This window comes from Rhizobium sp. AG855 (genome assembly GCF_003610655.1).
GTDB classification, from domain to species: domain Bacteria; phylum Pseudomonadota; class Alphaproteobacteria; order Rhizobiales; family Rhizobiaceae; genus Allorhizobium; species Allorhizobium wuzhouense.
In genome coordinates, this window is the sequence record NZ_RAQG01000003.1 from 2,439,064 (window position 1) to 2,465,944 (window position 26,881).

The window sequence follows — 26,881 nt, forward strand, 5'->3', positions numbered from 1 at the left end:
TCCCCACAAGGGGGAGGGCTTAACCCGGCTGCGCCGTCGTGTGCTGGACATGCGCAGTTTGCGGATCGGCGTCTCGCGCGACGTCGCCCCACCCGCCGCTTTGCGGCGACCTCCCCCCTCAATGGGGAGGTGGGGAAATCCGCCGGCGCCAGTCGCTCGGGCTTTCTCCGGTCACACGCAGGAATTCGCGGTTGAAGTTGGATTTGGTCATGAAGCCCGCCTCGAAGAGGATGCGGGTGACGGGCATATCGGTGTCGGCGAGCAGCCGGCAGGCCTCCGCGATGCGGTGGTTGTTGACGTAATGCGAGACGCTCATGCCATGCACGCGGTTGACGGCTTCGGAGACAGCGCGGGCGGGGCTTCCGAGCCGGCGGGCAAGGCGGGCGAGGTTGAGATCCGGATTGGCCCAAAGACGCTTTTCCGTCATCAGGCGGTCGAGGTCGATCGCGAGGCGCTGGTGGTCTTCGGTGGCGGATTTGGCGGGTAACGCCGTCGAGGTCGTGGGGCTCTCGGCCGAGCGGGGCGGCGATATAGACGGTGAAGTGAGCGGTGGGGCGGCGTCCGGCCCCGCATCGGGTCCGCCCCATTCGGCGAACGAGGCGTCGCCCTCGCCTGCCTCTTCCTGGCTGGCGGTGACGGCGCCGATGCCGAGCAGAAGCAGGATCAGCGTGGTGGCGGCAGAGACCACCATGGGGGAATACCGGCCGCCCGACCACAGCATGTCGAGGCTGATCGCGACATCGGTCAGCGCAGAGGTGATCAGGGCCAGGCCGGTCAACTGCAGCGCACGGTAGGAACGCAGCGCGCCATCAAGCCGCGAGGCGACCAGCGCATCCGGCCCCTCCCGGGCCAGCCACAGCAGGGCTGCGCCATAGGCGAGGAATTCGCTGATCAGGACGACATCGACGGGAATGCGCATCACGGCGGGGATGGCGAGCCCGTCCGGCATGCGCGCCGTCAGCATGATCAGGACGACCGCAAGCGTCGGCAGGAGATGCGGCCAGTCGGCGCGTGTCAGGCCCTGGCCCTCGCGGGCGAGATCGCGGAAGGCGAGGAAGGAGAGCGCCGGGATGAGGCTTGCCATGACCGGCAGTACGGCCAGCACCTGCGTCAACCCATACCCCCAGCGCAGGCCGACGAGCAGGCTCTGGATGATGTGCAGCACGATCAGCAGCAGGAAGAGCCCATGCGTGCCCCAGCTGTCGCGGCCTTCGCGCAGAAGGCGGACGAGGAAGATGCCGAGAAAGAGGGCAACGAGGAAAGAGAGCGGGACGAAGAGCATCAGGGATTTCGCATGTCAGGGCATCAGGTTGAGGCGATCATGACCGCAAGCGCGATCAAGGTCGACCTGAAACGTGATCAAGGTCGCCGGTCAGGGCGCTGCGGCGGCAGATGGGGCATCGAAACGGCCCCGGCATCCTGCATGCGGGGCGATACCTGAAGGAGCCCAGCCCATGCGCACACGCACCATCATTCTCTCGGTCCTCGGCGGCATCGTCGCCCTCGCCGTCATCGACGGCAGCATCCAGATGATCCAGGCGAGCGAGTCGATCTCCGGACCCATCGACCTTGCCGGCGTGACCCGGCTCGACGTGACGGGTTCCGCAAGCGACATCACCATTGCCACGCGCCAGGACGGACCGCTGCAGGCGGTTCTTTCGGGGACGCGGCATGGCTGGGGCGCCCTCTTCCGTTCCGCCTGGTTTGCCTCCGGCTGCGCCGGCCAGGGCCGGATGACGCGCGACGGTGACACGCTGACCGTCGACATGGGGGATCGCGGCGGCTTCTTTGGCTGGAACGACTGGGACGACTGCACGCTGACGCTCAATGCGCAGCTCGCGCCGGAGGCGCGCGTGTCGATCCGGCAGAATGCCGCGCGCATGCGGCTGTCGGGCGATTTTGACAGGATCGACGTCGACAGCGATGCGGGCGACTTTTCCTTCACCGGCCATGCGGCCACGATCGCCGCGCGGGGAGCGGCGCTGCGGGCCAAGCTTGCCTTCGAACGGGTGATGAACACCGAACAGATCCAGATCTCCGGCAACATGCTCGACGCATCCCTGCGCTTCCTCGTGCCGACGCCGATCAGCTACGGCGTGGAAGCGGTCGCCTCCTATGTCGACAGCGCGCTGCCGAACACGCCGGGTGCGAAACCGGAGGTCCTGATTCGGGGCGAGATGGTGCGTGTGACGATCCGGTGATCCAAGGCGCGTTGCGGGTGGCGCGGGGTCGTGGGCGGTTGTCGCTGCATGTGCGGGCGTCATCGTCCTGCCGCGACAGGATGTCATGGAACAACGGCAGCCGGATGCCGTTGTTCCATCCATGACCGGTGACGGAAACCCATCCCGCATGGGCCAAGGGGCACCGCAGTTTTTTCACGTGATCCTCACGCGACACGCATTCCAGCACAGGAGATCATCCATGCCGCAATCGAACACGACCAATCGCCGCCTCGTTCTTGCCGAGCGGCCGAAGGGCGAACCCAACGACCAGACGCTCCGGCTCGAGACCGCCGACATTCCCACACCCGCTGATGGCCAGATGCTGTTGCGGACCGTCTTCCTGTCGCTCGACCCTTACATGCGCGGGCGGATGAGCGATGCGCCGTCCTATGCCGCACCGGTCGAGATCGGCCAGACCATGGTCGGCGGCACGGTGTCGCGCGTGGTCAGCTCCAAGCTCGACGGCTTCAAGGAAGGCGACTGGGTCGTCGGTTTCACCGGCTGGCAGGATTATGCACTTTCGGACGGTAAAGGTGTGACGCCGCTTGGCGCTCATCCCAGCCATCCGTCCTGGGCGCTGGGCGTGACCGGCATGCCGGGCTTTACCGCCTGGTCGGGCCTCAAGCAAATCGGCAAGCCCAAGGCCGGCGAGACGCTGGTGGTGGGTGGTGCGACGGGTCCTGTTGGCGCGACCGTCGGGCAGATCGGCAAGATCCTTGGCCTCAAGGTCGTCGGCATTGCCGGCGGGGCGGAGAAATGCGCCCATGCGGTCGAGGTGCTCGGCTTCGACGCCTGCGTGGATTACAAGGCAGACGGCCTGCCCGACAGGCTGAAGGCCGCGACACCCAACGGCATCGACATCTATTTCGAGAATGTCGGCGGCGCGGTTTTCGATGCGGTGGCGCCGCTTCTGAACACGGCCGCACGCATCCCGCTTTGCGGACTGATCGCCCAGTATAACGCCACGTCGCTGCCGGATGGCCCGGATCGGCTGGGCTGGCTGATGGGGCTTTTCCTGAAAAAGCGCGTCACCGTGCGCGGCTTCATCGTCTTTGACGATTTCGGTCATCTCTATCCGGAATTCGCCCAGGAAATGGGCGGCTGGGTGGAGGCCGGCAAGATCAAATACCGCGAGGAGATGATCGACGGGCTGGAAGAAGCGTCGCGCGCCTTTATCGGGCTGCTGCGCGGCGAAGGGTTCGGCAAGCGGGTGATCCGCGTCGGGCCGGACGCATGATCCTTCGAGGCCCTCGCATTCGCGAGGGCACCTCAGGATGAGGGGGGCTGCGCCCGTCGCCTTTGCGAGGGCTCCTCAGAATGAGCGCGGCAGCGGCCGTCGCCTTCGCGAGGGCTCCTCAGGATGAGGCTTGCGCGGCCCTCGCATTTGCGAGAGCTCCTCAGGATGAGGGCGGCAGCGGCACTCGCGTTTGCGAGGCGCCTCAGGATGAGGGAGTCTGCGGCGCGATGCACACATAGTCTCCCCTCACCCTGAGGTGCCCGGCCCGGCCGGGCCTCGAAGGGCGAGGCCACCGATCACGGACATGAACACCCAATCAACACCACAACAAGGACTGACACCCATGAAAATCCTGATGGTTCTCACATCGCATGACGCGCTCGGCGATACCGGCAAGAAGACCGGTTTCTGGCTCGAAGAATTCGCCGCCCCCTATTACGTGCTGAAGGATGCAGGCGCCGAGATCACGCTGGCCTCGCCGAAAGGCGGCCAGCCGCCGCTGGATCCGAAAAGCGACGAGCCCGACGCCCAGACCGAGGCGACGGACCGGTTCAAGGCAGACCAGACGGCGCAGCAGCTGCTCGCCTCGACCACGCCTTTGTCGCGGATCGACCCCGCCGATTTCGACGCGGTCTTCTATCCCGGCGGCCACGGCCCGCTCTGGGATCTCGCCGAAGACAAGGACAGCATCGCGCTGATCGAGGGATTTGCTGCCAAGGGCCGGCCGGTGGCCGCCGTCTGCCATGCGCCGGGCGTGTTTCGCCATGTGAAGGGGTCCGACGGCAAGCCGCTGGTTTCGGGCAAGAAGGTCACGGGCTTCACCAACACCGAAGAAGACGCCGTCGGCCTGACGGAGGTGGTGCCGTTCCTCGTCGAGGACATGCTCACGCAAAACGGCGGCATTTACGAAAAGGGTGCCGACTGGGGCGTGCATGTGGTGACTGACGGCAAACTGGTGACCGGGCAGAACCCGGCCTCTTCGGAAGAGGCGGCCAAGGCGCTGCTGAAGCTGCTGTAAGGCAATGCGCCCATCCGCCCTTGTCCTTCTGATACCGCTTCGCTCCACCTCAGGATGAGGGGTGATCGTTTGCGCGGACCTTCCACCCTCCCCTTGAGGGCGAGGGTCGGAGTGAAGCTCCGGGGTGGGGTGACGTGCGAAGCGTGAGCCCCGATCAATGAGGTCGGACTCGTCACCCTGGTCACCCCCACCCGCCGCTTTACGGCGACCTCCCCCCTCAAGGGGGAGGTGGAGGTCCCAAGGGGACGTTAGAGGGCTCAGTCGAGCTTCAGCTCCATCATCGTCAAATCCAGCCAGCGGCCGAATTTCTGGCCGACTTCATGATGGGTGCCGACCACGCGGAAGCCGAGGCTCGTGTGGAGGGCGATGGAGCCGGTGTTGCCGGCTTCGATGGCGGCGATCATGACGTGGACATTGCCGGCTCTGGCGCGTTCGATCAGGGCCGCCATCAGGGCCTTGCCGAGACCACGGCCCTGATGATCCTTCTCGACATAGACGGAATGCTCGACCGTGTGGCGGTAGCCGTCGAAGGCGCGCCAGTCGCCATAGGAGGCATAGCCGGCAATGATGCCGTCGATCTCGGCGACCAACACCGGAAACCCCTTGGCGCGACGCAGTTCCAGCCAGACCCGGCGGTTGTCGAGATCGATCAGGACGTCATTCCAGATGGCGGTCGTGTGTTCGACGGCGTGATTGTAGATGTCGCGGATGGCGGGCAGATCGGCTGGCGTTGCGTCGCGGAGGATGAGATTGGTCATGCGGGGCTCATGCGTTCGGACCGGACGGACCGGACGTTTCTTCTGGGAAAGCTTGGGGCGTGTTGGGCAAAGCTATAGGGCCGGTTGCACAGTCGGGGAAGACGCCGCTAGACTGGGCCGGCATATTTTTATCACCAAGCTGTTTTCCGGGGGAATTTCAATGCCAAGCTTTATCGTGCCGATGGCCATTCGTTATGTGCTCGTCTCGCTCGCAATCACCGTCGTGATCACGGCTGTGGTCACCGGGCTGATGACCTTCGGCTATATGAGCGACAAGCCGTCGAGCCTCAGCCATCTCGTGGTGATGGGGGCCGGGATGTGGGCAGGTGTCTATTTCGCCAAACAGGCGGGGCGGCCGGCGGAATGGCGCGAATGCTTCCGGATCGGCGCGTTGCTGACGGTGTTGCAGATCGCCTTTTCGGCCGTCGTGACAATCGGTTTCCTCCTGCTGCCCGGCGGCGGCCTTGACGAAATCCAGGCAAACCTCGATCCGCAACTGATCGGCGTGCTGACCGCCGTGCTCATCGTCACCGGCCTGATCTACTGGGTCGGGACGGCGGGTTTCATCCGGATCGGTTCAAAATCGGCGCTCGCCAAGAAGAAGGGCTGAAGGCTCGCCTCACCCCAGGCTGATCGCCGTGAACACGGCCGAATAATGCACGATCGCGGCTGTCACGACGAAGGCGTGCCAGATGGCGTTCTGGAAGCGCAGGCGTTCCCAGACGTGGAAGACGACGCCGGCGGAATAGATGCAGCCGCCGATGATGATCAGCGTCAGCGTCACGCCCGGAATGATTTCCGACAACGGCCCCATGGCGAGCGCGCCGCTCCAGCCCATGCCGAGATAGAGCAGGATGGCGAGGCGGTCGTAGCGGCCGGGGAAGCGGAATTTCAGCCAGATGCCGGTAAAGGCCGTTGCCCATATGCCGAGGAGCAGCGCCAGGATCAGCGGACGATCGGCGCCCTGAACGAGAAAGGGCGTATAGGTGGAGGCGATCAGGATGAAGATCGCCGAATGGTCGAAACGGCGCAGGATCCACTTCACGCGGGAATGCGGCCACATATTGTAGGTGAAGGAGACGCCGAGCGAAATGATCAGGCCGAGACCATAGATCCAGCTCGCAGCGATATTGGCATAGTCGGAATAGACGGTCGCATAGAAGATCAGTGCGGTGGCGCCGACCAGCGCGAAGACGACACCAATGCCATGAATGATCCCGTCGGCGACCAGCTCGGAAAGGTCGTAGGCGCGGCCAAACTTGAAATGCTCGGTGTTCATGACGTCGTTTCGTCTTTCTTAATCTGCGGTGTGTCGCCAGCCGCGAAGCATGGAGTGGAATGATGGCGGAAAAGCCACCGGCGGACAAGCAGGGCGGCCATCACGAAGGCTGACCGAGCGTAACCTTGCTTGCTTGCATTGCGATGACACGAAGGCCACCAAACCTTCGTTAACCAGGCCTCGCTTTGCCGGAAAACTTCGCAGCGGTTCGCCCTGCCCGCGCGCCGCCTCGACCGTTCAAATCGTTAATTGCAATTATCTTTATAATTCAATATTTTGGTTCAACTTCTTGTTATCTGAAATCATCTTCCATTAACCTTCTCTTATGCTGCCACTCCTAGTCTGGTCATGTGGAGCCGGCATAAGGCCGGGACCTCCTTCGACAATGCGTATGAACGCATGCGGCACCGGCGTTGCGATTGCCTCTTCGTTGCAGCCACCCTTCCCCGCGCCCAGGCAGATGATCTGCTCTTCACCTTCACACGATCAGCCAGACTCTCAGCACAGGGGCAAAACCCGTGAAGCATATCTCGATCAGCGGAAAATTTCTGACCATCATGGCCGGATTCGGCCTGTTCTCCCTCGGATCAGCCATCTATTCCGGCCAGACGATCTCGACCATCGACGAAGACTACAGCACACTCATCAGCCGTGACTTGTCCGCATCGGTTGACCTGGCCCGCGCGGTTCGCGGCCTGCAGGCCGCGCGTGCTTCTCTTGCCGAAGGCATGGTAGCGCTAACAGAAGACGAGAAGGTGCAGGCAAAGACGGCCGCAGAAACGGCGGAGGGCGACTTCGTCAAGTCCCTGGATGCCGTGATCACCGCGCTTCCGGCGCGCGCCGAAAGCCTGACCGCCCTGAAGGCGGAAAGCCTGGCGGCGATGTCGGACGCCTGCGGCCCGAGCATGCAGGCCGCCAGCGTTTCGACGACAGCCGACGCGCAACTGAAAGCCCAGGATCTGTTCAGAACGCAGTGCCAGCCGGCCATGCGCGCAGCCGTGCAGAAGTTCTCCGGCCTGACCGGGGAGATCATGGACGAGGCCGAACAGGCCAGCGGCACGCTGTCCGCCCAGGCATCCTCGACCGCCGCTGCGACGCTGGGCTTCACGGTCGGTGCCTTGCTGCTGGTCCTCGTTGCAGGGTATCTCGCCGTCCGGACCTGGCTGGTGCGACCCATTCAGCTGATGTCGCAGACCATGGGCACGCTTGCCAATGGCGATTTGTCCGCCGTGGTCGACGGCACCGACCGGCGGGACGAGATCGGCGGCATGGCCAAGGCCGTCGAAGTGTTCAAGCAGAATGGTCTTAAGACCCGCGCGCTCGAGCAGGAGGCGATCGCCAACCGCTCCGCGAGCGAAGCCGAACAGGCCCGGATCGCGGAAATCGAACGGGTTCGCGCAGCCCAGATGGCGGAAGCGACCACCGGTCTCGGCGAAGGTCTCAAGCATCTGTCGAGCGGCGACCTGACCTTCCAGCTGACGCAGCCTTTTGCCAGCGATTTCGAGAGCCTGCGCGCCGATTTCAACGCCGCCGTCAGCCAACTCGGCACCAGCCTGCGCTCGGTGTCCCAGGCGACCAGCTCGATCGACAACGGCGCGCGGGAAATCAGCCAGAGTGCGACCGACCTGTCGAAGCGCACCGAACAGCAGGCAGCCTCGCTCGAAGAGACGGCCGCCGCCCTCGACCAGATTACCGCCAATGTGCAGAACTCCTCGAAGCGCACGGAAGAGGCGCGCAACGTGGCGGTCGAGGCGAACCAGTCGGCCCGCCGCTCCGGCGAGGTGGTGTCGAATGCCGTCAATGCCATGCAGCGGATCGAACAGTCGTCCAGCCAGATCTCCAGCATCATCGGCGTCATTGATGAGATCGCCTTCCAGACCAACCTTCTGGCGCTGAATGCCGGCGTGGAAGCGGCCCGGGCCGGTGAAGCGGGCAAGGGTTTTGCGGTCGTGGCTCAGGAGGTGCGCGAGCTTGCCCAGCGGTCTGCCCAGGCAGCGAAGGAGATCAAGGACCTGATCCGCAATTCGACCGACGAGGTCTCGACCGGCGTGAAGCTGGTGCAGGAGACCGGCGAGGCGCTGAAGGTGATCGAGGCGCAGGTGGTGACGATCAATGCCCAGCTCGACGCGATCGCCACATCGGCGCGCGAACAGTCGGTCGGCCTGGCCGAGGTCAACACCGCCGTCAACCAGATGGACCAGGTGACCCAGCAGAATGCGGCGATGGTCGAGGAATCCACTGCCGCCAGCGCTTCGCTCGCGGGCGAAGTGACGCGGATGCGCGAGATCATCGCCGAATTCCGCCTGGGGTCGCAGGCGGGTGTCATGCCGGCGAGCCGGCCGCAGCCGGTGCGGGCCGGAGAGAAGCCGGTCGCCTCGCCGGCACGGCGCATGCTGGCCAGGGTCGCCGGTGCCGTCGGCATGGGCAGCAGCGCCCCGGCGGCCGAGAGCTGGGAGGAGTTCTGAGCGCTCGGGATTTGATGGGATGATGGAGACCGGGGCGGCGTTCGCCCCGGTTTTTTTGCGTTTGGGGGCGGAGTTTTTGAGTGTTCGGGACTGGCACAAACCGATCTGCCTCCCTTGCACCCGCCAGGGATCACTTGGCACACCATCCCCCGCATGGTAGGTTACATGTAACCAAGGAGCGTGTGACATGTCCACGGCATCGAAATCGTCAAAGTTGAAGGTCAGGGAGCATCGAGCCCGCCTCCGCGCGCAGGGGCTGAGGCCGATCCAGATCTGGGTGCCGGACGTTCGAACGAAAGACTTCAAGCAAGAGGCGCGCGAGCAATCCATCGCGGTTGCCCAAAGCCGCGAGGCCACGGCGGATCAGGCATTTATCGACGCTGTCTCCGTTTGGCCTGACGAATGAGACGAGGGGAGATATGGACAGTCGCTGGAGCCGGCGACTACGCCGGCAAGCCGCGTCCGGCGGTGATCGTGCAGGATGACAGTTTCATCGAGACAGGATCGGTCACCCTCTGTGGATTTACATCGGATGAAACCGAAGCGCCTCTTTTTCGGATTCCCGTTGAGCCAACGGACAGCAATGGCTTGGTCGGCGCATCGCGATTAATGGCAGACAAGATCACCACAGTCGCCAAGGGAAAGCTCGGTCGCCGTATCGGTGCGCTGGATACGAGCGACATGGTTCGTCTGGAGCGGGCGATGCTGGTGTTTCTCGGTCTTGCCGGTTCAACCAGTCGGAGAGAGTGACCCTGGAAACGCAAACGAGGGAGCGTAACGCCCCCTCGCCTGTCTCACGTCACCGTCGCGGCGCACTCAGAGCCGCGCGTCGACAGCGTGCTGAGCTTGCCGTATACTGAAGGCGAGACACCACGACCATAGGTGACCCGCATGAACCGCCCTTTCCTCCTTGACGATACACTTCAGGCACAGCTTACCGCGCTTGCGCGCCGCAAGCAGCAGACGGAGGATCAGCTGCTTCAGGAGGCGGTGCGGGACTATCTGGCGCGGGAGGATGGGCGCGCCGGGTTTCTGGCCGAGGCGGAGCAGTCGTGGCAAGACTATCAGGCCGACGGGCTCCACCTCACGGGTGAAGAGGCGCGAGCCTGGCTCAGAAGCTGGGGAACTCCGGACGAGAAGGCACTGCCGGAGTGCCACGACTGATCATCACGAAGCGGGCGGCGGCGGGTATCCAACGGTGCCGCGTATTTCTCCATCAGCATTCGCCGGAGGCGGCCGCGCGAGCCGGTAGGATCATCGAGCAGTCCCTGTTGAAACTCGAGACGTCCCCCTTGATCGGGCGTCCCATTGACGGCCAATCCGTCATGCGCGAAGTGGTCATACCCTTCGGCGACAGGGGCTACGTAGCTCTTTACCGCTACGAAGCAGAAGCAGACCTGCTCTACATCCTCGCCTTTCGGCATCAGCGTGAAGGCGGCTACTGAGCCCGCCAAACGCAAACGAGGGGACTTTCGCCCCCTCGCCTGTCTCACGTCACTGCCTCTTAGCTCACGCCGTCTGCATGGCGCCCGGCCCCGGGATGGCGCCGGGAGGGCACTTGCCGAGGATGATCATGCCGAGCACTTCGTCCTTGGTCACATCCTCCGTGCGCGCGTGGCCCACGACGCGGCCGTTCTTCATGACGAAGACGCGGTCAGCGAGGTCGAAGACGTCGTGGATGTCGTGGCTGATCAGGAAGATGCCGATGCCTTCCTTTTTCAGCTGGACGATGAGATCGCCGACCTGGGCGGTTTCCTGGGGCCCAAGGGCTGCCGTCGGTTCGTCCATGATCAGGATCTGGGCGTCGAAGAGGATCGCACGGGCGATCGCCACCGACTGGCGCTGGCCGCCGGACAGCGCCTTCACCGGCTCCTTGAAGCGCTGGAAGTTGGGATTGAGGCGCCCCATGACTTCGCGGGCCTTGGCTTCCATCGCGACGTCGTCGAGCGTGCCCCAGGGGGTGCGCAGTTCGCGGCCGAGATAGAGATTGGCGGCGGCGTCGACATTGTCGGCGACGGCAAGCGTCTGGTAGATCGTCTCGATGCCATATTTCTTGGCGTCGCGCGGGTTGTTGATATCCGCAAAGTCGCCGCGGATCAGGATATCGCCGTTGTCGCGCTTGTAGGCGCCGGAGAGGATCTTGATCAGGGTGGACTTGCCGGCACCGTTGTGGCCGAGCAGGGCGACGACTTCACCGGGGAAGAGATCGACCGAGGCATCGTCCACGGCGTGAATGCCGCCGAAGGAAATGGAAATGTTGCGCATTTCCACGAGTGGGGTGCGGTTTTCCGACATGATTTTCAACTCCCCTTACTTCGCACGGGCGCGGTAGACGGTATCGAGCCATACCGCGATCACGAGCACGATGCCGATGACGATGCTTTGCAGCGGCGTGTCGAGACCGAGCAGGACCATGCCCGAATTCAAGGACTGCATGACGACGGCGCCGAGCATGGCGCCGGCGATGGTACCGACACCACCGGCCAGCGAGGTGCCGCCGATGACGGCTGCGGCGATGGTGTAGAGTTCGTCGAGCGTGCCTTGTGCATTGGTCGCGGCGTTCAGGCGGGCCGTGGAGATCGCGGCAGCGATGGCGCAGAGCGCCCCCATCAGTGCAAACAGCTTGACGGTGACCCACTTCACCTTGATGCCGGCGAGTTCGGCTGCTTCCGGGTTGCCGCCGATGGCGAAGACGTAACGGCCGAAGCGCGTGCGGTTGGTGATGAAGGCCATGACCATCGCGATGCCGATGGCGATCAGGACGGGAACGGCGATGCCGAGGCCGATCTGCAATCCGCCTTCCGGCCAGTCGATGCCATTGGCGGCGGCATATTTCTTCGCCAGGTTGACCGGCATGTAATAGGTGTTGGCAACCCAGACGGCGCCGAGAATGGCGATGCAGCCGGCGCAGACGAGGAAAACCTCGGCCCAGACCGGACGCAGCGGGAAGCCGAAGCGGCGGCGCTGGCGGCGGGTATTGAGGATCGACAGCACGATCAGCAGGCAGGCCACGAGGCCGACGATCCAGCTGGCGGTGACCCCGATAGACCCATCTGCGCCACCGCCCATCAGGCGGTAGGTGGTGTCCATGGGGGCAACCGTCGCGCCCGAGGTGACCATCCAGGCAGCACCGCGCCAGACGAGCAGGCCGCCGAGCGTGACGATGAAGGCGGGCACGCCGAGGAAGGCGATGATCGCACCGTGGAAGGCACCGATGGCGGTACCGACGGCAATGCCGGCGCCAAGCGCGATGATCCACATCATCGGGTGTTCGAAGCCGATGATCGGCGGCAGGATGCGGGCCTGCAGCACGCCCATGATCATGCCGACGAAGCCGAGGATCGAGCCGACCGAGAGGTCGATGTTGCGGGTGACGATGACCAGCACCATGCCGGTCGCCATGACCGACACGGAGGCCGCCTGGACCGAGAGGTTCCAGAGGTTGCGCTGTGTCAGGAACAGACCGTCCCAAAGACCGCCCGACATGATTTGGAAGCCGATCCAGATGATGCCGAGGGCAATGACCATGCCGAGCAGACGGGTGTCGATCTCGGTGGCCTGAAAGAAGCGCTTGAGCGCTGAAACATTGGATGCCCGGGCGCCGGGCGCGGGCGTGGCAAGGCTGTGATCCGCCATACGAATTATTCTCCCCAGTCGGTTTTCGGCTTGCGAAGGGCACGTGGAACACACGTTGCCGCGGGCCCATTGGACCCGCCATGCGGATCGAGGCATCTTCCTTGGTTGCGGTCGGGTCCCCCAAGGCTGCGGCCCCTTAAAGCCGAACCCGGTTTCCAGCCGCGATGCTCCCGACCAGTCGAAACGCCGCAGCGCAAGGGCTGCGGCGTTCCGGCTCAAGCTCTAAAGATCAGTCACGCGATCAATTGCAGGCGGCAACGGAGCCGGCTGCAACGCCCTGGCATGCTTCTTCCTTGGAGATCCAACCCGCGTCGATGACGGTGTTGAGGTTTTCCTTGGTGATCGGCAGCGGAGCGATGAAGTAGGAGTTCATTTCGGTGCCCTTCGGGCCGCCGGAGAACTTCACGGTGCCTTCGATCTCGTCCATGGACTTGCCAGCGGCGAGTTCAGAGGCGATTTCGCCGGCCTTCTTGCCGAGTTCGCGGCTGTCCTTCCAGACAGACACGGTCTGGGTGCCGAGTGCTACGCGGTTCAGAGCAGCCTTGTCGCCGTCCTGACCGGAGACCGGAACGGAGCCTGCCATGCCCTGGGCTTCGAGCGCTGCAACAACACCGCCGGCCATGCCGTCGTTGGACGATACGACCGCATCGACCTTGTTGTTGTTGGCGGTCAGGAACTGCTCCATGTTCTTCTGAGCAGCTTCCGGCTTCCAGCCGTCGGTATAGGCTTCGCCGACGTTCTTGATCTTGCCGGCGTCGATGGCTTCCTTCAGCACTTCCATCTGACCGGAATAGAGGAAGTCGGAGTTCGGGTCGGTCGAGGCGCCCTTGATGAAGACGTAGTTGCCTTCCGGCTTCACCTTGAACACTTCGCGGGCCTGCATGCGGCCGACTTCCTTGTTGTCGAAGGTGATGTAGTAGGCGTCCGGGTTTTCGATCAGGCGGTCGTAGCCGACGACCGGGATGCCTTCAGCGGTGGCCTTTTCGATGGCCGGGCCGATGGCTTCCGAATCCTGGGCCAGAACGATCAGGGCGTTTGCGCCCTGGGCGATCAGGCTTTCGATGTCGGTCAGCTGCTTGGCGGCAGACGTCTGGGCGTCAGCGGAGATATACTTGTTGCCGGCGGCTTCAAGGGCTGCCTTGATCGCGGCTTCGTCGGTCTTCCAACGCTCTTCCTGGAAGTTCGACCAGGAGACGCCGACGGTCAGGCCTTCGGCATTGGCGACGGAATGCAGGCTCACGATGACGGCAGTCGCTGCCATCAGCTTCAATACGGATTTCATTTTAAACCTCCCAAGGTGATAGCGGACCGACGGAAGACCTCCCCACCGAAACGGCCCGCTGCAAAACTGCCCCAACCCCATGGACCCCCGTCCAATGGTTTTTCTCGACAGTCGAGAAAATAACTGTCAGAAGATTCCCACGCTGTCAACACGGGCGGAGGAGGCTTGCAAAGGCAGTGACCAATTGCTTTGGGAGGAGCATGCGGTGGACCAGACGAAATCGGGCGACAGACCCATCATGACAGCCAGTCCGAGGGCGAGTACGGAGGCCGTTCGCCACCAGAACAACGGGCTCGTTCTCAGCACGCTCAGACGGGAGGGGCCGCTTGCGCATACCGATCTGTCATCGGCGACGGGACTGTCCTCGGCGACCGTTTCGGCGATTACCGCCCATCTCGAAAAGAACGGCCTGCTTGAACGACGCGAGGTCGCCAATCCCGGACAGCGCGGCAGGCCGCGCGTTCTCCTTGCCCGGCGCCGGACTGCCGCCCATGTGATTGCCGTGCGCATCTCCTCGCATGCCGTGCAATATTCCCTTGCCGACTATCGCGGCACGATGATCGACCGATTCGAGGAAGCGCGTGATCAGGGGCCGCAATCGCCCGCCGCCTTCCTTGCCGCCTTCCGGGCGGCGCTCGCACGTCTGGTCAGCCGCTCGCGGCTGGCGATCTCCGACATCGCCACCGTCTCGATCAGCAGCAAGGGCCTGGCCGATCGCGAGGGGGCAAAACTCCTGTGGTCGCCGATCTTCGGCTATCAGGCGCTGGATTTCGAGCAGGCACTGTCGGATTTCGGCACGGCCAGGATCCACCTGTTCAACGAAAGCCTGCTCGTCACGCATGCGCTGGTGCTGCGGCTGGAAAAATCTCGGCAGCAGCCGGTGCAGTCGCTCGCCACGCTGTCGCTCGGCCATTCGATCGGGCTTGGCGTGGCGCAGCGCGACCGGCTGGGGCAGATCGAAGTGCGCGCCCCCAATTTCGGCCACATGCTGCATTCGGATGACGGCAAGCGCTGTCGCTGCGGCGCCTATGGCTGCATCGAGGCGTCCGCCGGTTTCTACGGCATCCTGCGCACCGCCTTCGAAGTGCCGCCGGACACGATCCCCGCGACCTTCGTGCCGCTGTCGGAAATGGAAAAGATCGCCGGACGCGCCCGCCAGGGGCATCGCGCCTCCGAATATGCCTTCCGCCAGGCGGGGCTGGCGCTCGGGCAAGGGCTGTCGCGCATGCTGAGCCTCGCCGAGGAAACCATGCCGATCGCGATTACCGGACCGGGCACGCGCTTCATGGATCTCCTGACCCGAGGGCTGGATGAAGGGCTTCAGCAGTCGCAGCATGTGCGGGTGCGCGGGGCACCTGACATCCTGATCATCACGGAAGAGGAAACCCTCGTCTTCGAAGGCCATGTGGACCGGGCGCTCAGCGAGATCGACATGGTGCTGGGGGGATGAGTGCCGCCATCACGGATCCCCTCACCCACAAAATCTGAAGGTTAGGCGGCTTGCGCGCGCCTAACGCTTCGATTTTGTAACCTCTCCCACAGGGGGAGAGGAGACCACGACGACATCGGGCAGGCGTCGCAGCGTTTTGCCGGGTGAGCGGCAAGACATGTCCGGCTTGATCGGCAGGGCGTGCCGCCCTACCCTGCCGGCGGAAGGAGACCGGCATGAGTGCACCCGAGCGAGAACACACAGAGGGGGCCGGTTTTGCCGCCTATGTCTTCGATGCCTATGGCACGCTGTTCGACGTGCATTCCGCCGTCAGGCGTCATCAGCAGGCGCTCGGGGCCCATCACCAGGCCTTTTCGGACCTCTGGCGCACGAAGCAGCTCGAATATACCTGGGTCAGGAGCCTTGCCGGGCAGTATCGGGATTTTGCCGCACTGACGGAAGATGCGCTTGATCATTGCCTGGCGCGGTTTCCGCAGATCGACCGGGGTCTCAAGGCAGACCTGCTTCATGCCTACCAGCGGCTCGATTGTTTTGCCGAGGTGCCAGAGGTGCTGACGTGGCTGAGGGCGCGTGCCGCGCGGATCGCGATCCTGTCGAACGGGACGCCTGCCATGCTGGAGGATGCGATTGCGGCGGCCGGCATCGGATCGCTGATCGACGACGTGTTTTCCGTCGACGCGCTGAAGATCTACAAGACGGCACCGGCGGCCTATGCGCTGGTGACCGACAGGCTGGGGCTTGCGCCGGATGAAATCGCCTTCCAATCGTCCAACCGCTGGGACATTGCCGGCGCCAAGGCCTTCGGCTTTACCTGCCACTGGATCAATCGGAGCGGCGCGCCGGACGAATATGCTGACCTCGCGCCCGACGCGATCCTGCCAACATTGAAGGGACTAACGACATGACCGAGCTTGCATGGTCGGCGCAGACCTATCTGAAATTCGAGGACGAGCGGACACGACCGGCACGGGATCTCCTGGCCCGGGTCGCGTTGGACCGCGCATCCCGGGTGATCGATCTCGGCTGCGGACCGGGCAATTCGACGGCGCTCCTGGTCGAGCGCTACGGGATCGAGGCTGTGCAGGGGCTGGACAGCGACGACGACATGCTGGCCAAGGCTCGGGCGCGGCTGCCTGGGACATCGTTCCTCAAGGCTGATCTGGCACGCTGGCGGCCCGCAGAACCGGTCGACCTGCTCTATGCCAATGCCGTCTTTCAGTGGCTGCCCGGCCATCTCGACATTCTGGCGTCTCTGATGGAGAGCCTCAAGCCCGGCGGCGTGCTGGCGGTGCAGATGCCGGACAATCACCGTGAACCAAGCCATCGCGCGATGGAGGAGACCGGGGTGGACGGCCCCTGGGCGCAGGCCTTTGCCGATGGCCATCTCCGCCGCATACCGCTGCCCGCGCCGGCCGACTATCTGCAAAGGCTGCAGGGCCTGTCAGCCAGCGTCGATGTCTGGCACACGGTCTATTACCATCCGATGGCGAATGCCCAGGCGATCGTCGACTGGGTCGAGGGCACGGGGCTTCGACCCTATCTGGCGGCCGTGGCGCCTGAAGAGCGGGATGCGTTCCGCGCGGCCTATCTCAAACGCATCGACGCCGCCTATCCGCCGATGGCGGACGGACGGCGGCTGCTCGCCTTTCGGCGGTTGTTCGTGGTGGCGGTGAAGGGGTGAGCGTGGCCCCCTCGCGGTCAGGGCCTGGAGATGCAAAGGCCCCGCCCAGACCCTCCCCACACAGGGGAGGGCCTAACCTTGATCCGTCCGCAGGTCTCCCCTGCCGTCTTGCCCCTTACAGCCAGCCGCGCCGGCGGAAATAGAGGAAAGGCAGCAGCGCCGAGAGCACCATGAAGCCCAGCGCCATCGGATAGCCGATGGCCCAGTTGAGCTCCGGCATGGACTGGAAGTTCATGCCGTAGATCGAGGCGACCAGCGTCGGCGGCAGGAAGGCGACCGAGGCGACGGTGAAGATCTTGATGATCTGGTTCTGTTCGAGATTGATCAGACCCAGCGTCGCATCGAGCAGGAAGTTGATCTTGCCCTGGAGGAACTGGGCATGATCGCCGAGCGAGGTCGCGTCGCGCTGCAAAAGCTTGATGCGCTGGCGGGTGTCCTTGGCGGCCTTGCGCCCGGGGATTTCGAGCGCTGCGTGATAGGCCACGAGGCGCGAGATCGAGACCAGGCTTTCGCGGGTCGCGGTCAGGAGATCCCCCTTGCGGCCGATCTGCTCGATCAGGCCTTCGAGGTCACGCGAGGATTTATCCTTGTCGCCGGAAGTGCCTGCCGACTTGCCATTGCCCTTGCGGCTGCGGAAGACCTCGCGGGAGACGGCATCGATCTCGTTGCCGCAGCGCTCCAGGACATCGGCCATGCGGTCGATGATGGCTTCCAAGAGGCCGAGCATGACCGTTTCGCCGGACGAGCAGACGAGGCCGTTGCCGCGCCTGGCGCGGGCGACGAAGGCGGCGAAGGGTTTGGGGTCGGCATAGCGCACCGTGACCAGCGTGTTGCCTTTCAGGATGAAGGTGACCGGGGTTTTCACCGGATCATCGCCATCGAGGCCTGCAAGGGCGGTCATGGTCATGAATTCGGCGCCGTCTTCCTGATAGAGCCGGGCGGAGAGCTCGATCTCCTCCATCTCGTCACGGGTCGGAACGGCGATGCCGAGGCTTGCCTCGACCAGCTTGGTTTCGCGCAGCTCGGGGCTGACGAGATCGTGCCAGACGGGCACGGCACGGGGCTTTGCCACGGTTGCGGGGGCGGATGTCGTAGCGGCGGCCGTCAGGACTTCGCCGTCGAGGGCATCGTTGGCCGGGGCATGGGCCGACAGGATTTGCGCGGTGTCGGGATCGCCGGTTTCGGGTGCCAGGGTCTCAGGCCCGGCAAGCGCAGGGCTTGCGGGCGCCGGATCGAAGGGCACGAGATGATCGGCTTCGCGGGAAAACGAGCGCAGCATGGGCTTCTCCTTCAGCGACCGATCGGCCGCCGCAGCCCCTGCACTTCCAAGGACTAGAGACGGGCCATCGGCCGGATATGTGACGTCGAACTTCGACTGTCGGGGTTCATCTTTCTGTCCTCTTGTCTGGCACGCTTGGAAGGGCGCGCCTCACGCTGGATAAATGTGCCTGTGTCGAGGAAATGTCAAGCGGGAGCATGGGCTTGCCGCGCGTGCGAAGAGACCGTTCCAATGGGAACGCATAGGGCATCAGGCGTGATCGGAGCCAAAACGTCCGGTCGGGGTCGGCCAGCCGCGATTCGCATCCGAAGATGCTCACCACCGAGCTTCTTGATCACCGTCAATTTGGCGAGGGGGACGTCCCCACCAGCTATCCCGCTTAGCCGCACACCTCGCCATCCCATGGCAAATCTGTCGCATTTATGCGACGCTTCAAATTTAGCTTATCCATAATTACTCATAATATTAAGTTGCGAAACCCAGGCTCCGGGGTCTCAGGCGGACGACCGCCGCTGAACAAGGAGCCATCACGTGCGCATACAGTCCATTCAATCGAAGATCGCCCTGCTTGCCGGCGTCTGCGTCGTTGCGGCGAGCAGCGCGCTGGTCGGCTACAGCATCGTCTCTGCCGCCAAGAGCCAGGCCTTTGTCGGCGACCATGTCGCAAGCCTGACGGAGGAGGCGACGAAGACGCAGTTGAAGACGTTGACGCTCGCTCAGGCGTCATTGATCCGGGCGCCGCTCGATACGGCCTTCGATGCGGCCCGCAACATGGCCCGGATGTTCGAGATTTCAGCGGTGAATGACGGCGGCGTCACGCCCGCTGTCGGCCAGCAGCGGGCCCGGTTCAATGCGATCCTGCTCAATGTGCTCAAAGACAATCCCGGCTTCAACGGCACCTATAGCGCCTGGGAGCCGGACGCGCTGGACGGCCAGGACAGACTGTTCCGCGACCGGAAGGACGTGGGTTCGGATATGACCGGGCGGTTCCTGCCCTACTGGACCCGTGGCGCCGACGGCACGCTCGCGGTGCAGCCGCTCGTCGAATATGACAGCACGGCGCTGCATCCCAACGGCGTGATGAAGGGCGGCTGGTATATCGGCCCGCAGGGCGGCGGCGGCGAGAGCATCCTCGATCCCCTGCCCTATGTGGTTCAGGGCAAACCGGTCTATCTCGCCACCATGTCGGTTCCCATCACCGTCGACGGCAAATTCGTCGGGGTGGCGGGCGCCGATTTCGATCTGACCTTCGTGCAGAAGCTGGCGAGCGAGGTGAAGGCCTCGATCTATGGCGGCAAGGCGAGCGTCGACATCGTCAGCTACAAGGGGCTGGTGGTGGCCTCCAGCGACCATCCCGAGGCGATCGGCAGCGCCTATGACCGGATCAACACGGACGCCACGACGCTTCTGTCCTCCATCCAAGCCGGGCGCGCGGATGTCGCCGGCAATGCCGACAGCTTTACCGCGCTTTCTCCGATCGTCATCGGACGGACGAAGACGCCGTGGTCCGTGGTCATCGAGGTGCCGCGCGCGGTTGCCATGGCGGAGGCCACGGCACTGACCGCCTCGCTCGCCGACCGCAACACTGCCGATACGCAGTTCCAGATCCTGGTCGGGCTTGTCATTGCCGCCGGTGGCATCGCCGCCATGTGGTTCGTTGCCCGCAGCATCGCCTCGCCGATCCGGCAGATGACCGCGGCCATGGGCCGGCTGGCGCAGAATGACGTTTCCATCAAGGTGCCGGGGCTTGGCCGGATCGACGAGATCGGCGCCATGGCGGCGGCCGTCTCGGTCTTCCGGGAAAACGCTATAGAGAAGGCCGAGATGGAGCGCGAGGCCGAGGCCAATCGTTCGCTCAGCGAGCGCGAGCGGCTGCAGCGGGAGGCGGACAAGGCACGCGAGGCGGCCGAATCGCAATTCGTCGTCGATGCCTTGGCGGAGGGGCTGAAGAAGCTTGCCGACGGCGACGTCGCCTACCGGATCGCCACACCCTTTGCCGCGCATCTCGACCGGCTGCGGACCGACTTCAACACTTCGCTCGCCAAGCTGCATGAAGCGCTGCAGGCGGTGATGGAGAACGCGCGCGGCATCGACAATGGCGCCAATGAGATCCGCTCGGCGGCGGACGATCTGGCCAAGCGCACCGAACAGCAGGCGGCCTCCGTCGAGGAGACCGCGGCTGCGCTCGAGGAGATCACCACGACGATGCGCGATTCCACCCGTCGGGCCGAAGAGGCCGGGCACCTGGTGGCCCAGACCAAGACCGGTGCGGAAAAGGCCGGCCATGTGGTGCGCAATGCCGTGCATGCCATGCAGCAGATCGAAAAGTCGTCGGGCGAGATCTCCAACATCATCGGCGTGATCGACGAGATCGCCTTCCAGACGAACCTCCTGGCGCTCAATGCCGGCGTGGAAGCGGCACGGGCGGGCGACGCCGGCAAGGGCTTTGCCGTCGTTGCCCAGGAGGTGCGGGAACTGGCACAGCGTTCCGCCAATGCGGCCAAGGAGATCAAGGCGCTGATCAGCACATCCGGCGAGCAGGTGCGCAGCGGCGTTGCGCTGGTCGACGAGACCGGACGCTCGCTGGAGATCATGGTGAGCGAGGTGCAACAGATCAACGCCCATGTCAGTGCCATCGTCGAGGCCGCCCGCGAACAGTCGGTGGGGATTCAGGAGATCAACACCGCCGTCAACACGATCGACCAGAGCACGCAGCAGAATGCGGCGATGGTGGAGGAGACAACGGCGGCCAGCCACAGCCTGGCAAGCGAGGCCGATGCGCTGAACACGCTGATCGCGCAGTTCAATCTTGGACCACAGACCGGCGGCCAGGCAGCGGTGCGACTGGTCAGCCAGACCGCCCATGCGGTCCCCTCACCGGCCAGAGCGCTCGGGCAAAAGCTGGCGACCACATTTGCGACCGCCGCGCATTCCTGGAAGGAGTTCTGAACGGGCGACGCCGGGCCTCACCAGCCCGGCGTCCGCTGGCATCAAGGGGCGCTTCGCCGCCCGGGCACCCCTTGTCACCTCCCGGCAAAGCATGGCACAGACCGGCACCAACCCGTTTCGTCACCCGGCCTGCCCGGCAACTCCCCGGAGAGATCTCATGATCAAGATCATGGTCCTTTTGCATGCCGCCCAGGGCACCGACTGGCAGACACCGCCGAAGGGCACCAGTCTGAAGACGCTTTTCGAGGCGGAGGCGCAGGGTTTCATCCAGGTCCGCGGCGAGTTCCAGAAACGGCAGATGCGCCTGACCAAGCTGGGCAGCGACACGGTGGAGCACGACCGGCGGCGGCTTCAGGCCCGGCGGCAGGCAGACTGACGACAGGCGGACTGGCGGACTGGCGGAAGACGCGTTGACATAAATAGGAATCCTATTTATCTTGCTCTCATGGAAACGCCCGAACGCCCCCTGTCGATCACCGTCCGCATTCTCGAAGGCCTCGCCCGCATGGCGATGGTGAACCGCGTCGACGACTGGAACCGAGCCAAGGCGCTCGGCCTCAATCCCACGCAGCTTGCCATTCTGGTTCTGCTCGAGGGCCGTCACTCCGGCATGAGCGTCAAGGACATCTCCGCGCATCTTGGCGTATCCCAGCCGACCGCCACCGATTCCGTTCTGGCGCTGGAGCGCAAGGGGCTTGTGCTGAAGCAGGTGAGCGAGACCGACAAGCGCGGCTTGGCCATTACGATCACCCGCGAGGGGCTGAGCCTGCTTTCAGGCGAACACAGCGGCACGCTCGCCGACCGGGCCGTGGCATCTCTGACAGACGACGAGCAGCAGGACCTGCTTCTGGCGCTGATCAAGATGATCCGCTCTCTGCAGGCCGAGAATGCCATCCCGGTGCAGCGGATGTGCGTGAGCTGCCGCTTCTTCGCGCCGTTTGCCCATGCCGGCAGCGCGCAACCCCACCACTGTCATCTCGTGGATGCCGCATTCGGACAGCGCGACCTGCGTGTCGATTGCCGCGAACACGAACCAGCCGATCCCGCCTCCCAGGCTGCCACCTGGCAGGCATTCCAAAAGGGATAACTCCAACCTCCAGGCAAGAAAGAAAGGGACTACACCATGTTTCGAGCATTTTTCACCGGGGCGCTCGTCGCCGCCGGAACGGCGCTGCCGTGGCTGACGGTCGCCGAGGCGCACGCCATCAAGGCCAAGCCGGACGAAGCCGTTCAAGCCTCGTTCGACATCATCGAGACGCGCATCGCGACCCGGGACGGCAAGGCGATCTTCACCACCCGCGTGCGCGGCGAAGCCGGCAAGGACAAGCCCGATGCCACGGGCCAGTTCGAGGGCGCGAACGTCTATGCCTATGTCTGGCCGACCACGCTCGACAGCGGCGCGGTCGGCTTCGACCCACAGCAGGGCATCGTCGCGCTGGCCGTGACCTTCCATCCCGACTTCGACGATGCGGCGAATGGCGGGAAGAACCGCCATGTCTGGCATCCCCATTGGGTGGTTCTTGCCAAGGACGATGCCTGCAAGGGGGGCCTGAAGGTTGTCGACATTCCCGCCGAGACCAAGCCGAAAGTGCCGAAGACCTGGCCGGGGGTTCCGCTTTTGATCGACAGCCCTGACTATCCGACCACGTTCAGCGGCGACAGCGTCGATGTGGAGATCCCGCTGTCGCTGATTTCAGGCATCGAAGGCGCGTCCTTCGACGGCGTGACCGCAGGTCTCAAGGTCAATGGCGACCTGCACGCACCGCTTCTGTGCGTGAGCGACGTGTTCAAGGTCGCGTCGGGCGATCTCAGCCTTTCGGGCAAGGTTGAAGCTCGCCAGTGATCGTCGGGTGAGCTGACGTGCCGGTTCGCCGACTGCCATCGACGAACCGGCCTATTCTGCCCTCCAGGCAAATGAAGAACGAGAACGGGAGAAGATTTACCCCCTTTGCCATGACCAAGGCAACAGGCCCCGTTCCGGGTTCCGGCGCCTCACCGCCTGCCCAGGTTAGAGCATTTCCGACGAAAACGGAGTCGCCTTCAATGCTCTATGTCTTTGTTTTCACGCAATTCCGGACGCAAAACCGCTTCGCACTTTTGCTGGAATTGCTCTAGGCCGCCTCAGGCGATGGAGCGCCGGTTTCCCGTTTGCGGTTCTGGACGATCGCGGCAACCTCCTCGGTGTGACGGGTTCCCCATTCGCATAACGGCGCGAGAACGCCGGCCAGGCTTCGGCCGAAATCGGTCAGTTCATATTCGACATGCGGCGGCACCATGCGGAAATCGATCCGTCGGATGACGCCATCATCCGTCATCTCCTTCAGATGCTGGATCAGCATCTTTTCGCTGACATGGGCAACAAGCCGGCGCAGCTCGCCCGTGCGTCTCGGCCCACCCGCGAGATGATAGAGGATCAGCGGCTTCCATTTGCCCCCGAGGATCGCGAGGACCGCCTCCAGACCACAGCTGAAATTCGTTCCGGTCATTTGCTCCTCCACAATGTCCATACTTACCAAATAGTCGGTACTGGATTCAGAGTGTGTATGGTTCTAGCTATGTCGGACAGCGGTGTCGACGGGCATCTGCTCCTTTCCCCAGGCGCGAAACCGCGGATAGCGCCGCAACACCGCGAGCCGACATGACCAATTCCGACACCCCCCTGCTCACCCCCCTCCGTCTTGGAGAAATCGATCTGCCGAACCGCATCGTCATGGCCTCCATGACCCGAGCCCGCACCGACAATGCGGACCACGTTCCCAACGCGTTGCAGGCGCAGTATTATGCGCAGCGCGCATCGGCGGGCCTCATTCTCACGGAGGGAACATGGCCCAACCGGGACAGCATCGGTTTCATCGATGTTCCCGGCCTCTTCACCCAGGCGCAGGCCGGCGGTTGGCGCAAAGTCACCGATGCCGTTCACGCGGCGGGCGGACGAATCGTCGTCCAGTTGGGCCATACCGGGCCGTCGTCGCATCCCGACCTGCTCGAGAACGCCTTGCCACTCGCCGCATCCGCCATCAATCCGGGCCTCCAGGCCTTCACCCCATCCGGGTTCAAGGACACGGTGACACCCCGCGCGATGGACCAAGGCGACATCGACCGGACCGTCGCGGATTATGCCAGGGCCACCCGGCTCGCGCAGGACGCGGGCTTCGACGGGGTCGAACTGCATGGCATCAACACATTCCTCATCCCGAGTTTTCTCTATGAGACGCTCAACCACCGCACGGACCGCTATGGCGGATCGGCCGAAAACCGCGCCCGTCTGGTGCTCGAAATCGTCGATGCCATGGTGGCGGCATGGACCAATGGGCGGATCGGGATCAAGCTCAGCCCCGGATTGACCGGATTCGGCAAATTCATCGCCGGACACGAGACGCTTGCGACCTTCGAACATCTGATCGGTGCGCTGTCGAGGCGAGACCTCGCCTATCTGCAGCTGATGAACCCGGTGAACGACCTGACGGAGACACCCATTGCCGTTCTGGGTCGGGATGTCGTGCGGCATTTCCGCCCGCTCTATAGCGGTACCCTGATTGCCAACGGGGGCTATAACTTCGAGACGGGCAATGCGCTGATCCGTGCGGGCCTGGCTGACGCCGTCGCCTTCGGGGCGCCATACATTGCGAACCCGGATCTCATGGAGCGCTTTCGAGACGGTCTGCCCCTCAGCCCAGGCGACCGGAACAGCTATTACGGCGGCGGACATGTCGGCTACGTGGATTATGCGCCGGCCGGGCACGGGACAGACCAGGCCTAGACCGCGACGGGGCTGCCGGTTGCGATGGCGGTGGCGCCGGCCCGGTGCCGCCGCCATGACCGCGCATTCCGTGGGCGGCTTTGCGCCCGCATCGCGCGCCGCGCGGCGACGATATCGCGCGTTTCAAGAGGGTGGCGAACCGGGCCGGGAGGGCTTATAGAGGGCCCGAGCGGGTCTCCGGGCGTTCCCTGGCGCCTCCCCTGCAGCCCTCGACACCCCTGCCCTGCCGCCTGCCGGCCCGACGAGAGAGACTACCGATGCACCCTACCTGGAGCAAACCCGTGATCCTGCATGCGATCGGCGAAGACGGCGAGGATGTGGTGGTGGAAAACTCGCTCGGCGCCTCCTGGGCGCTGATCGAGGACTGGCCGGAAGAGGATGGCGAAGCGCTGGACAAGGCGCTTCTGGTGCTGGCAGCCGTTGCCCAGGGCAAGGCCAAGGAAGAAGACGGCCGCAAGGCGCTGATTTCGGCGGCGATCGAAGCCGGCGTGAAGTATACGGCCTGAGGGCGAACCGCAGACCGGCCTTCGGCAGCGTCCGGCGGGCGCGGCAGATTCGAGCCCGTTGCTGCGACCGGGCCGCCTGTCGGGTCATGCCGGCAAGTGGCCCGCTGACATCAGGCGCTCCGGATATCACATCAGCCCGAGCGTGACCGCCACCAGCACCGCGTAACGGCCGAATTTGGCGATGGTGACCAGCGCCAGAAAGCGCCAGAACGGCACGCGCAGGACGCCGGCTGCGAGCGTGATCGGATCACCGATCACCGGCATCCAGGACAGAAGCAGCGACCAGAGGCCGAAACGGCGATACCAGCCGGAGGCCTTGTCGAGGGTTTTCGGCGAGACCGGAAACCAGGATTTTTCGCTGTAACGCTCGATGAAGCGGCCGAGCAGCCAGTTCACCACCGAGCCCGCCACATTGCCCAGCGTCGCGACGATGAGAAGGGCCGCAAGCGGATGGCGACCGGTCATGACGAGGCCGACCAGCAGCGCCTCCGACTGGGCCGGCACCAGCGTGGCGGCGAGGAAGGCGGCCAAGAAGAGGCCGACATAGCTGGCGAGATCGATCAACACCGCCGCTGTCTATCTTGCGTGAAGGGCGGTGGCAATCGGAACGCGGGTCATGGGACCTGGCACGCAAGGTTGGGCACGCAAGGGAGATTGGACGCGTTAAGGGTGTGCGGCCTGGGGCCGGAGAGAGCGGCGTCGATCACCGTGCTTTTCTGACATGTGCCGTCGGTGGACACCCCGAAACGGAAAAAGCCGCCATGCTCGGGGGCAGGAGCATGGCGGCTTAAATGGCCACCCCCATGGGGGACGGCCGGAGGGCGGGACGAGGCCTGGAGTATGTCCGGCGAAAACGGGGCGCCTTCCGTGCTCTCTCTTTGTCCTTAAGCAATCCGGGACGCGAAAACGGAGTCGGCTTCAATGCTCTATGTCTTTGTTTTCACGCAATTCCGGGACGCGAAACCGCTGCGCACTTTTGCCAGGCTAGCTCTAGACGACGCGGCGTACCGCCTGTTCGACGGCGGACTGAGAGCCGCGTTCGCCATCGCCATATCCCTGATCGGCATCCTCATCGGGCGCGTGATCGCGCACGGCATGCGGGGTGGGCGTGGTGATGGCGCCATGACCGGGATCGTTGACATCCTGGCCCATGCTGCCGTTTTCATCCGGCATGCGTTCGCGGGCGCTTTCGACGCGGCGGCGGTTGCGCTCCATGTTGGCAGCCTCGATGAGGTCGGTCAGTTCGGCTTCGGACAGGGCGGAGAGGTCGAAAGGGCTGGCCATGGGGATCTCCTCGGTTGGGATGGGCGGCCGGGATGCTGGCCGGCGGTTCGAGGGGATAATGCGCGAGGGGCGAAA

The 26,881-nt window shown here is 64.2% G+C and carries 28 protein-coding genes; 18 read left to right on the top strand and 10 right to left on the bottom strand.

What is annotated here, in order from left to right:
- Positions 1–118: 118 nt before the first annotated feature.
- Positions 119–1,282 carry a helix-turn-helix domain-containing protein gene (locus DFO46_RS12075; RefSeq protein ID WP_120277455.1) on the bottom strand — a complete coding sequence of 388 codons (1,164 nt, stop codon included), beginning with the start codon at positions 1,280–1,282 and terminating at the stop codon, positions 119–121.
- Between the two features lie 172 nt (positions 1,283–1,454).
- On the opposite strand from DFO46_RS12075, the gene DFO46_RS12080 reads away from it, so the two are divergent.
- From DFO46_RS12080 to DFO46_RS12090, 3 genes are all read left to right on the top strand, one after another.
- Entirely contained in the window at positions 1,455–2,201 is a 747-nt protein-coding gene (locus DFO46_RS12080; protein ID WP_120277456.1) for a hypothetical protein, read from the top strand.
- Between the two features lie 220 nt (positions 2,202–2,421).
- Positions 2,422–3,459: an NADP-dependent oxidoreductase gene (locus DFO46_RS12085; protein ID WP_120277457.1), complete on the top strand. Its 1,038-nt coding sequence runs from the start codon at positions 2,422–2,424 to the stop codon at positions 3,457–3,459.
- A gap of 343 nt (positions 3,460–3,802) precedes the next feature.
- The gene (locus tag DFO46_RS12090; RefSeq protein ID WP_120277458.1) at positions 3,803–4,477 is read left to right on the top strand and encodes a type 1 glutamine amidotransferase domain-containing protein; all 675 of its coding nucleotides are present in this window, start codon (positions 3,803–3,805) and stop codon (positions 4,475–4,477) included.
- A gap of 257 nt (positions 4,478–4,734) precedes the next feature.
- Here DFO46_RS12090 and DFO46_RS12095 read toward each other — a convergent pair whose 3' ends face one another.
- On the bottom strand, positions 4,735–5,235 hold the full coding sequence (locus DFO46_RS12095; RefSeq protein ID WP_120277459.1) for a GNAT family N-acetyltransferase: 501 nt from the start codon (positions 5,233–5,235) through the stop codon (positions 4,735–4,737).
- Positions 5,236–5,395: 160 nt separating this feature from the next.
- Between DFO46_RS12095 and DFO46_RS12100 the strand changes: the two genes are divergently transcribed.
- On the top strand, positions 5,396–5,845 hold the full coding sequence (locus tag DFO46_RS12100) for an ABZJ_00895 family protein (protein WP_120277460.1): 450 nt from the start codon (positions 5,396–5,398) through the stop codon (positions 5,843–5,845).
- A 9-nt stretch (positions 5,846–5,854) separates the two neighbouring features.
- Here the strand turns inward: DFO46_RS12100 and DFO46_RS12105 are convergent, their stop codons facing one another.
- Positions 5,855–6,514 carry a hemolysin III family protein gene (locus DFO46_RS12105; RefSeq protein WP_120277461.1) on the bottom strand — a complete coding sequence of 220 codons (660 nt, stop codon included), beginning with the start codon at positions 6,512–6,514 and terminating at the stop codon, positions 5,855–5,857.
- Positions 6,515–7,032: 518 nt separating this feature from the next.
- Here DFO46_RS12105 and DFO46_RS12110 point away from each other — a divergent pair.
- From DFO46_RS12110 to DFO46_RS12130, 5 genes are all read left to right on the top strand, one after another.
- Positions 7,033–8,979, top strand: a complete 1,947-nt coding sequence (locus tag DFO46_RS12110; RefSeq protein ID WP_120277462.1) for a methyl-accepting chemotaxis protein — start codon at positions 7,033–7,035, stop codon at positions 8,977–8,979.
- A 187-nt stretch (positions 8,980–9,166) separates the two neighbouring features.
- The gene (locus tag DFO46_RS12115; protein WP_120277463.1) at positions 9,167–9,385 is read left to right on the top strand and encodes an antitoxin MazE family protein; all 219 of its coding nucleotides are present in this window, start codon (positions 9,167–9,169) and stop codon (positions 9,383–9,385) included.
- A complete protein-coding gene (locus DFO46_RS12120; RefSeq protein ID WP_120277464.1) occupies positions 9,382–9,729 on the top strand; it encodes a type II toxin-antitoxin system PemK/MazF family toxin in 348 nt (115 codons plus the stop codon). The genes DFO46_RS12115 and DFO46_RS12120 overlap by 4 nt, the downstream gene beginning before the upstream one ends.
- A gap of 141 nt (positions 9,730–9,870) precedes the next feature.
- Positions 9,871–10,143, top strand: a complete 273-nt coding sequence (locus DFO46_RS12125; RefSeq protein ID WP_120277465.1) for a CopG family transcriptional regulator — start codon at positions 9,871–9,873, stop codon at positions 10,141–10,143.
- Entirely contained in the window at positions 10,131–10,424 is a 294-nt protein-coding gene (locus tag DFO46_RS12130) for a type II toxin-antitoxin system RelE/ParE family toxin (RefSeq protein ID WP_120277466.1), read from the top strand. The genes DFO46_RS12125 and DFO46_RS12130 overlap by 13 nt, the downstream gene beginning before the upstream one ends.
- Before the next feature lie 64 nt (positions 10,425–10,488).
- Here the strand turns inward: DFO46_RS12130 and DFO46_RS12135 are convergent, their stop codons facing one another.
- The 3 genes from DFO46_RS12135 to xylF all read right to left on the bottom strand — a co-directional run bounded on the left by DFO46_RS12135 (position 10,489) and on the right by xylF (position 13,897).
- A complete protein-coding gene (locus DFO46_RS12135) occupies positions 10,489–11,274 on the bottom strand; it encodes an ATP-binding cassette domain-containing protein (RefSeq protein WP_110789437.1) in 786 nt (261 codons plus the stop codon).
- A gap of 15 nt (positions 11,275–11,289) precedes the next feature.
- Entirely contained in the window at positions 11,290–12,615 is a 1,326-nt protein-coding gene (locus DFO46_RS12140) for a sugar ABC transporter permease (RefSeq protein WP_110789438.1), read from the bottom strand.
- A 241-nt stretch (positions 12,616–12,856) separates the two neighbouring features.
- Positions 12,857–13,897 carry a D-xylose ABC transporter substrate-binding protein gene (gene xylF, locus DFO46_RS12145; protein WP_120277467.1) on the bottom strand — a complete coding sequence of 347 codons (1,041 nt, stop codon included), beginning with the start codon at positions 13,895–13,897 and terminating at the stop codon, positions 12,857–12,859.
- A 238-nt stretch (positions 13,898–14,135) separates the two neighbouring features.
- Here xylF and DFO46_RS12150 point away from each other — a divergent pair, with 238 nt between their 5' ends.
- The 3 genes from DFO46_RS12150 (at position 14,136) to tam (ending at position 17,028) form a co-directional block, all read left to right on the top strand.
- The gene (locus DFO46_RS12150) at positions 14,136–15,347 is read left to right on the top strand and encodes an ROK family transcriptional regulator (RefSeq protein WP_120278239.1); all 1,212 of its coding nucleotides are present in this window, start codon (positions 14,136–14,138) and stop codon (positions 15,345–15,347) included.
- 215 nt (positions 15,348–15,562) lie between these two features.
- On the top strand, positions 15,563–16,252 hold the full coding sequence (locus tag DFO46_RS12155) for a haloacid dehalogenase type II (protein WP_120277468.1): 690 nt from the start codon (positions 15,563–15,565) through the stop codon (positions 16,250–16,252).
- Positions 16,249–17,028: a trans-aconitate 2-methyltransferase gene (gene tam / locus DFO46_RS12160; protein ID WP_120277469.1), complete on the top strand. Its 780-nt coding sequence runs from the start codon at positions 16,249–16,251 to the stop codon at positions 17,026–17,028. Before DFO46_RS12155 ends, tam begins: the two co-directional genes overlap by 4 nt.
- A gap of 115 nt (positions 17,029–17,143) precedes the next feature.
- Here the strand turns inward: tam and DFO46_RS12165 are convergent, their stop codons facing one another.
- Positions 17,144–18,307, bottom strand: a complete 1,164-nt coding sequence (locus DFO46_RS12165) for a magnesium transporter CorA family protein (protein ID WP_245422563.1) — start codon at positions 18,305–18,307, stop codon at positions 17,144–17,146.
- Positions 18,308–18,838: 531 nt separating this feature from the next.
- Between DFO46_RS12165 and DFO46_RS12170 the strand changes: the two genes are divergently transcribed.
- The 4 genes from DFO46_RS12170 (at position 18,839) to DFO46_RS12185 (ending at position 23,099) form a co-directional block, all read left to right on the top strand.
- The gene (locus DFO46_RS12170) at positions 18,839–21,256 is read left to right on the top strand and encodes a methyl-accepting chemotaxis protein (RefSeq protein ID WP_120277470.1); all 2,418 of its coding nucleotides are present in this window, start codon (positions 18,839–18,841) and stop codon (positions 21,254–21,256) included.
- 169 nt (positions 21,257–21,425) lie between these two features.
- A complete protein-coding gene (locus DFO46_RS12175) occupies positions 21,426–21,632 on the top strand; it encodes a hypothetical protein (RefSeq protein WP_120278241.1) in 207 nt (68 codons plus the stop codon).
- A 69-nt stretch (positions 21,633–21,701) separates the two neighbouring features.
- On the top strand, positions 21,702–22,343 hold the full coding sequence (locus DFO46_RS12180) for a MarR family transcriptional regulator (RefSeq protein ID WP_120277471.1): 642 nt from the start codon (positions 21,702–21,704) through the stop codon (positions 22,341–22,343).
- Between the two features lie 36 nt (positions 22,344–22,379).
- A complete protein-coding gene (locus tag DFO46_RS12185; RefSeq protein ID WP_120277472.1) occupies positions 22,380–23,099 on the top strand; it encodes a hypothetical protein in 720 nt (239 codons plus the stop codon).
- A gap of 268 nt (positions 23,100–23,367) precedes the next feature.
- On the opposite strand, the gene DFO46_RS12190 is transcribed toward DFO46_RS12185, so the two are convergent.
- Positions 23,368–23,742, bottom strand: coding sequence for a helix-turn-helix domain-containing protein (locus DFO46_RS12190; RefSeq protein ID WP_120277473.1), 375 nt, complete (start codon positions 23,740–23,742; stop codon positions 23,368–23,370).
- A gap of 152 nt (positions 23,743–23,894) precedes the next feature.
- On the opposite strand from DFO46_RS12190, the gene DFO46_RS12195 reads away from it, so the two are divergent.
- Together DFO46_RS12195 and DFO46_RS12200 are read left to right on the top strand one after the other, a co-directional pair.
- Complete coding sequence (locus tag DFO46_RS12195) at positions 23,895–25,016, top strand: alkene reductase (RefSeq protein ID WP_120277474.1); 1,122 nt, start codon at positions 23,895–23,897, stop codon at positions 25,014–25,016.
- A gap of 257 nt (positions 25,017–25,273) precedes the next feature.
- A complete protein-coding gene (locus DFO46_RS12200; RefSeq protein WP_120277475.1) occupies positions 25,274–25,522 on the top strand; it encodes a DUF982 domain-containing protein in 249 nt (82 codons plus the stop codon).
- 126 nt (positions 25,523–25,648) lie between these two features.
- Here the strand turns inward: DFO46_RS12200 and DFO46_RS12205 are convergent, their stop codons facing one another.
- Both DFO46_RS12205 and DFO46_RS12210 read right to left on the bottom strand, forming a co-directional pair.
- Positions 25,649–26,086 carry a YqaA family protein gene (locus tag DFO46_RS12205; RefSeq protein ID WP_110789448.1) on the bottom strand — a complete coding sequence of 146 codons (438 nt, stop codon included), beginning with the start codon at positions 26,084–26,086 and terminating at the stop codon, positions 25,649–25,651.
- Positions 26,087–26,512: 426 nt separating this feature from the next.
- Positions 26,513–26,806, bottom strand: a complete 294-nt coding sequence (locus tag DFO46_RS12210) for a hypothetical protein (RefSeq protein ID WP_183041885.1) — start codon at positions 26,804–26,806, stop codon at positions 26,513–26,515.
- Positions 26,807–26,881: the final 75 nt, after the last annotated feature.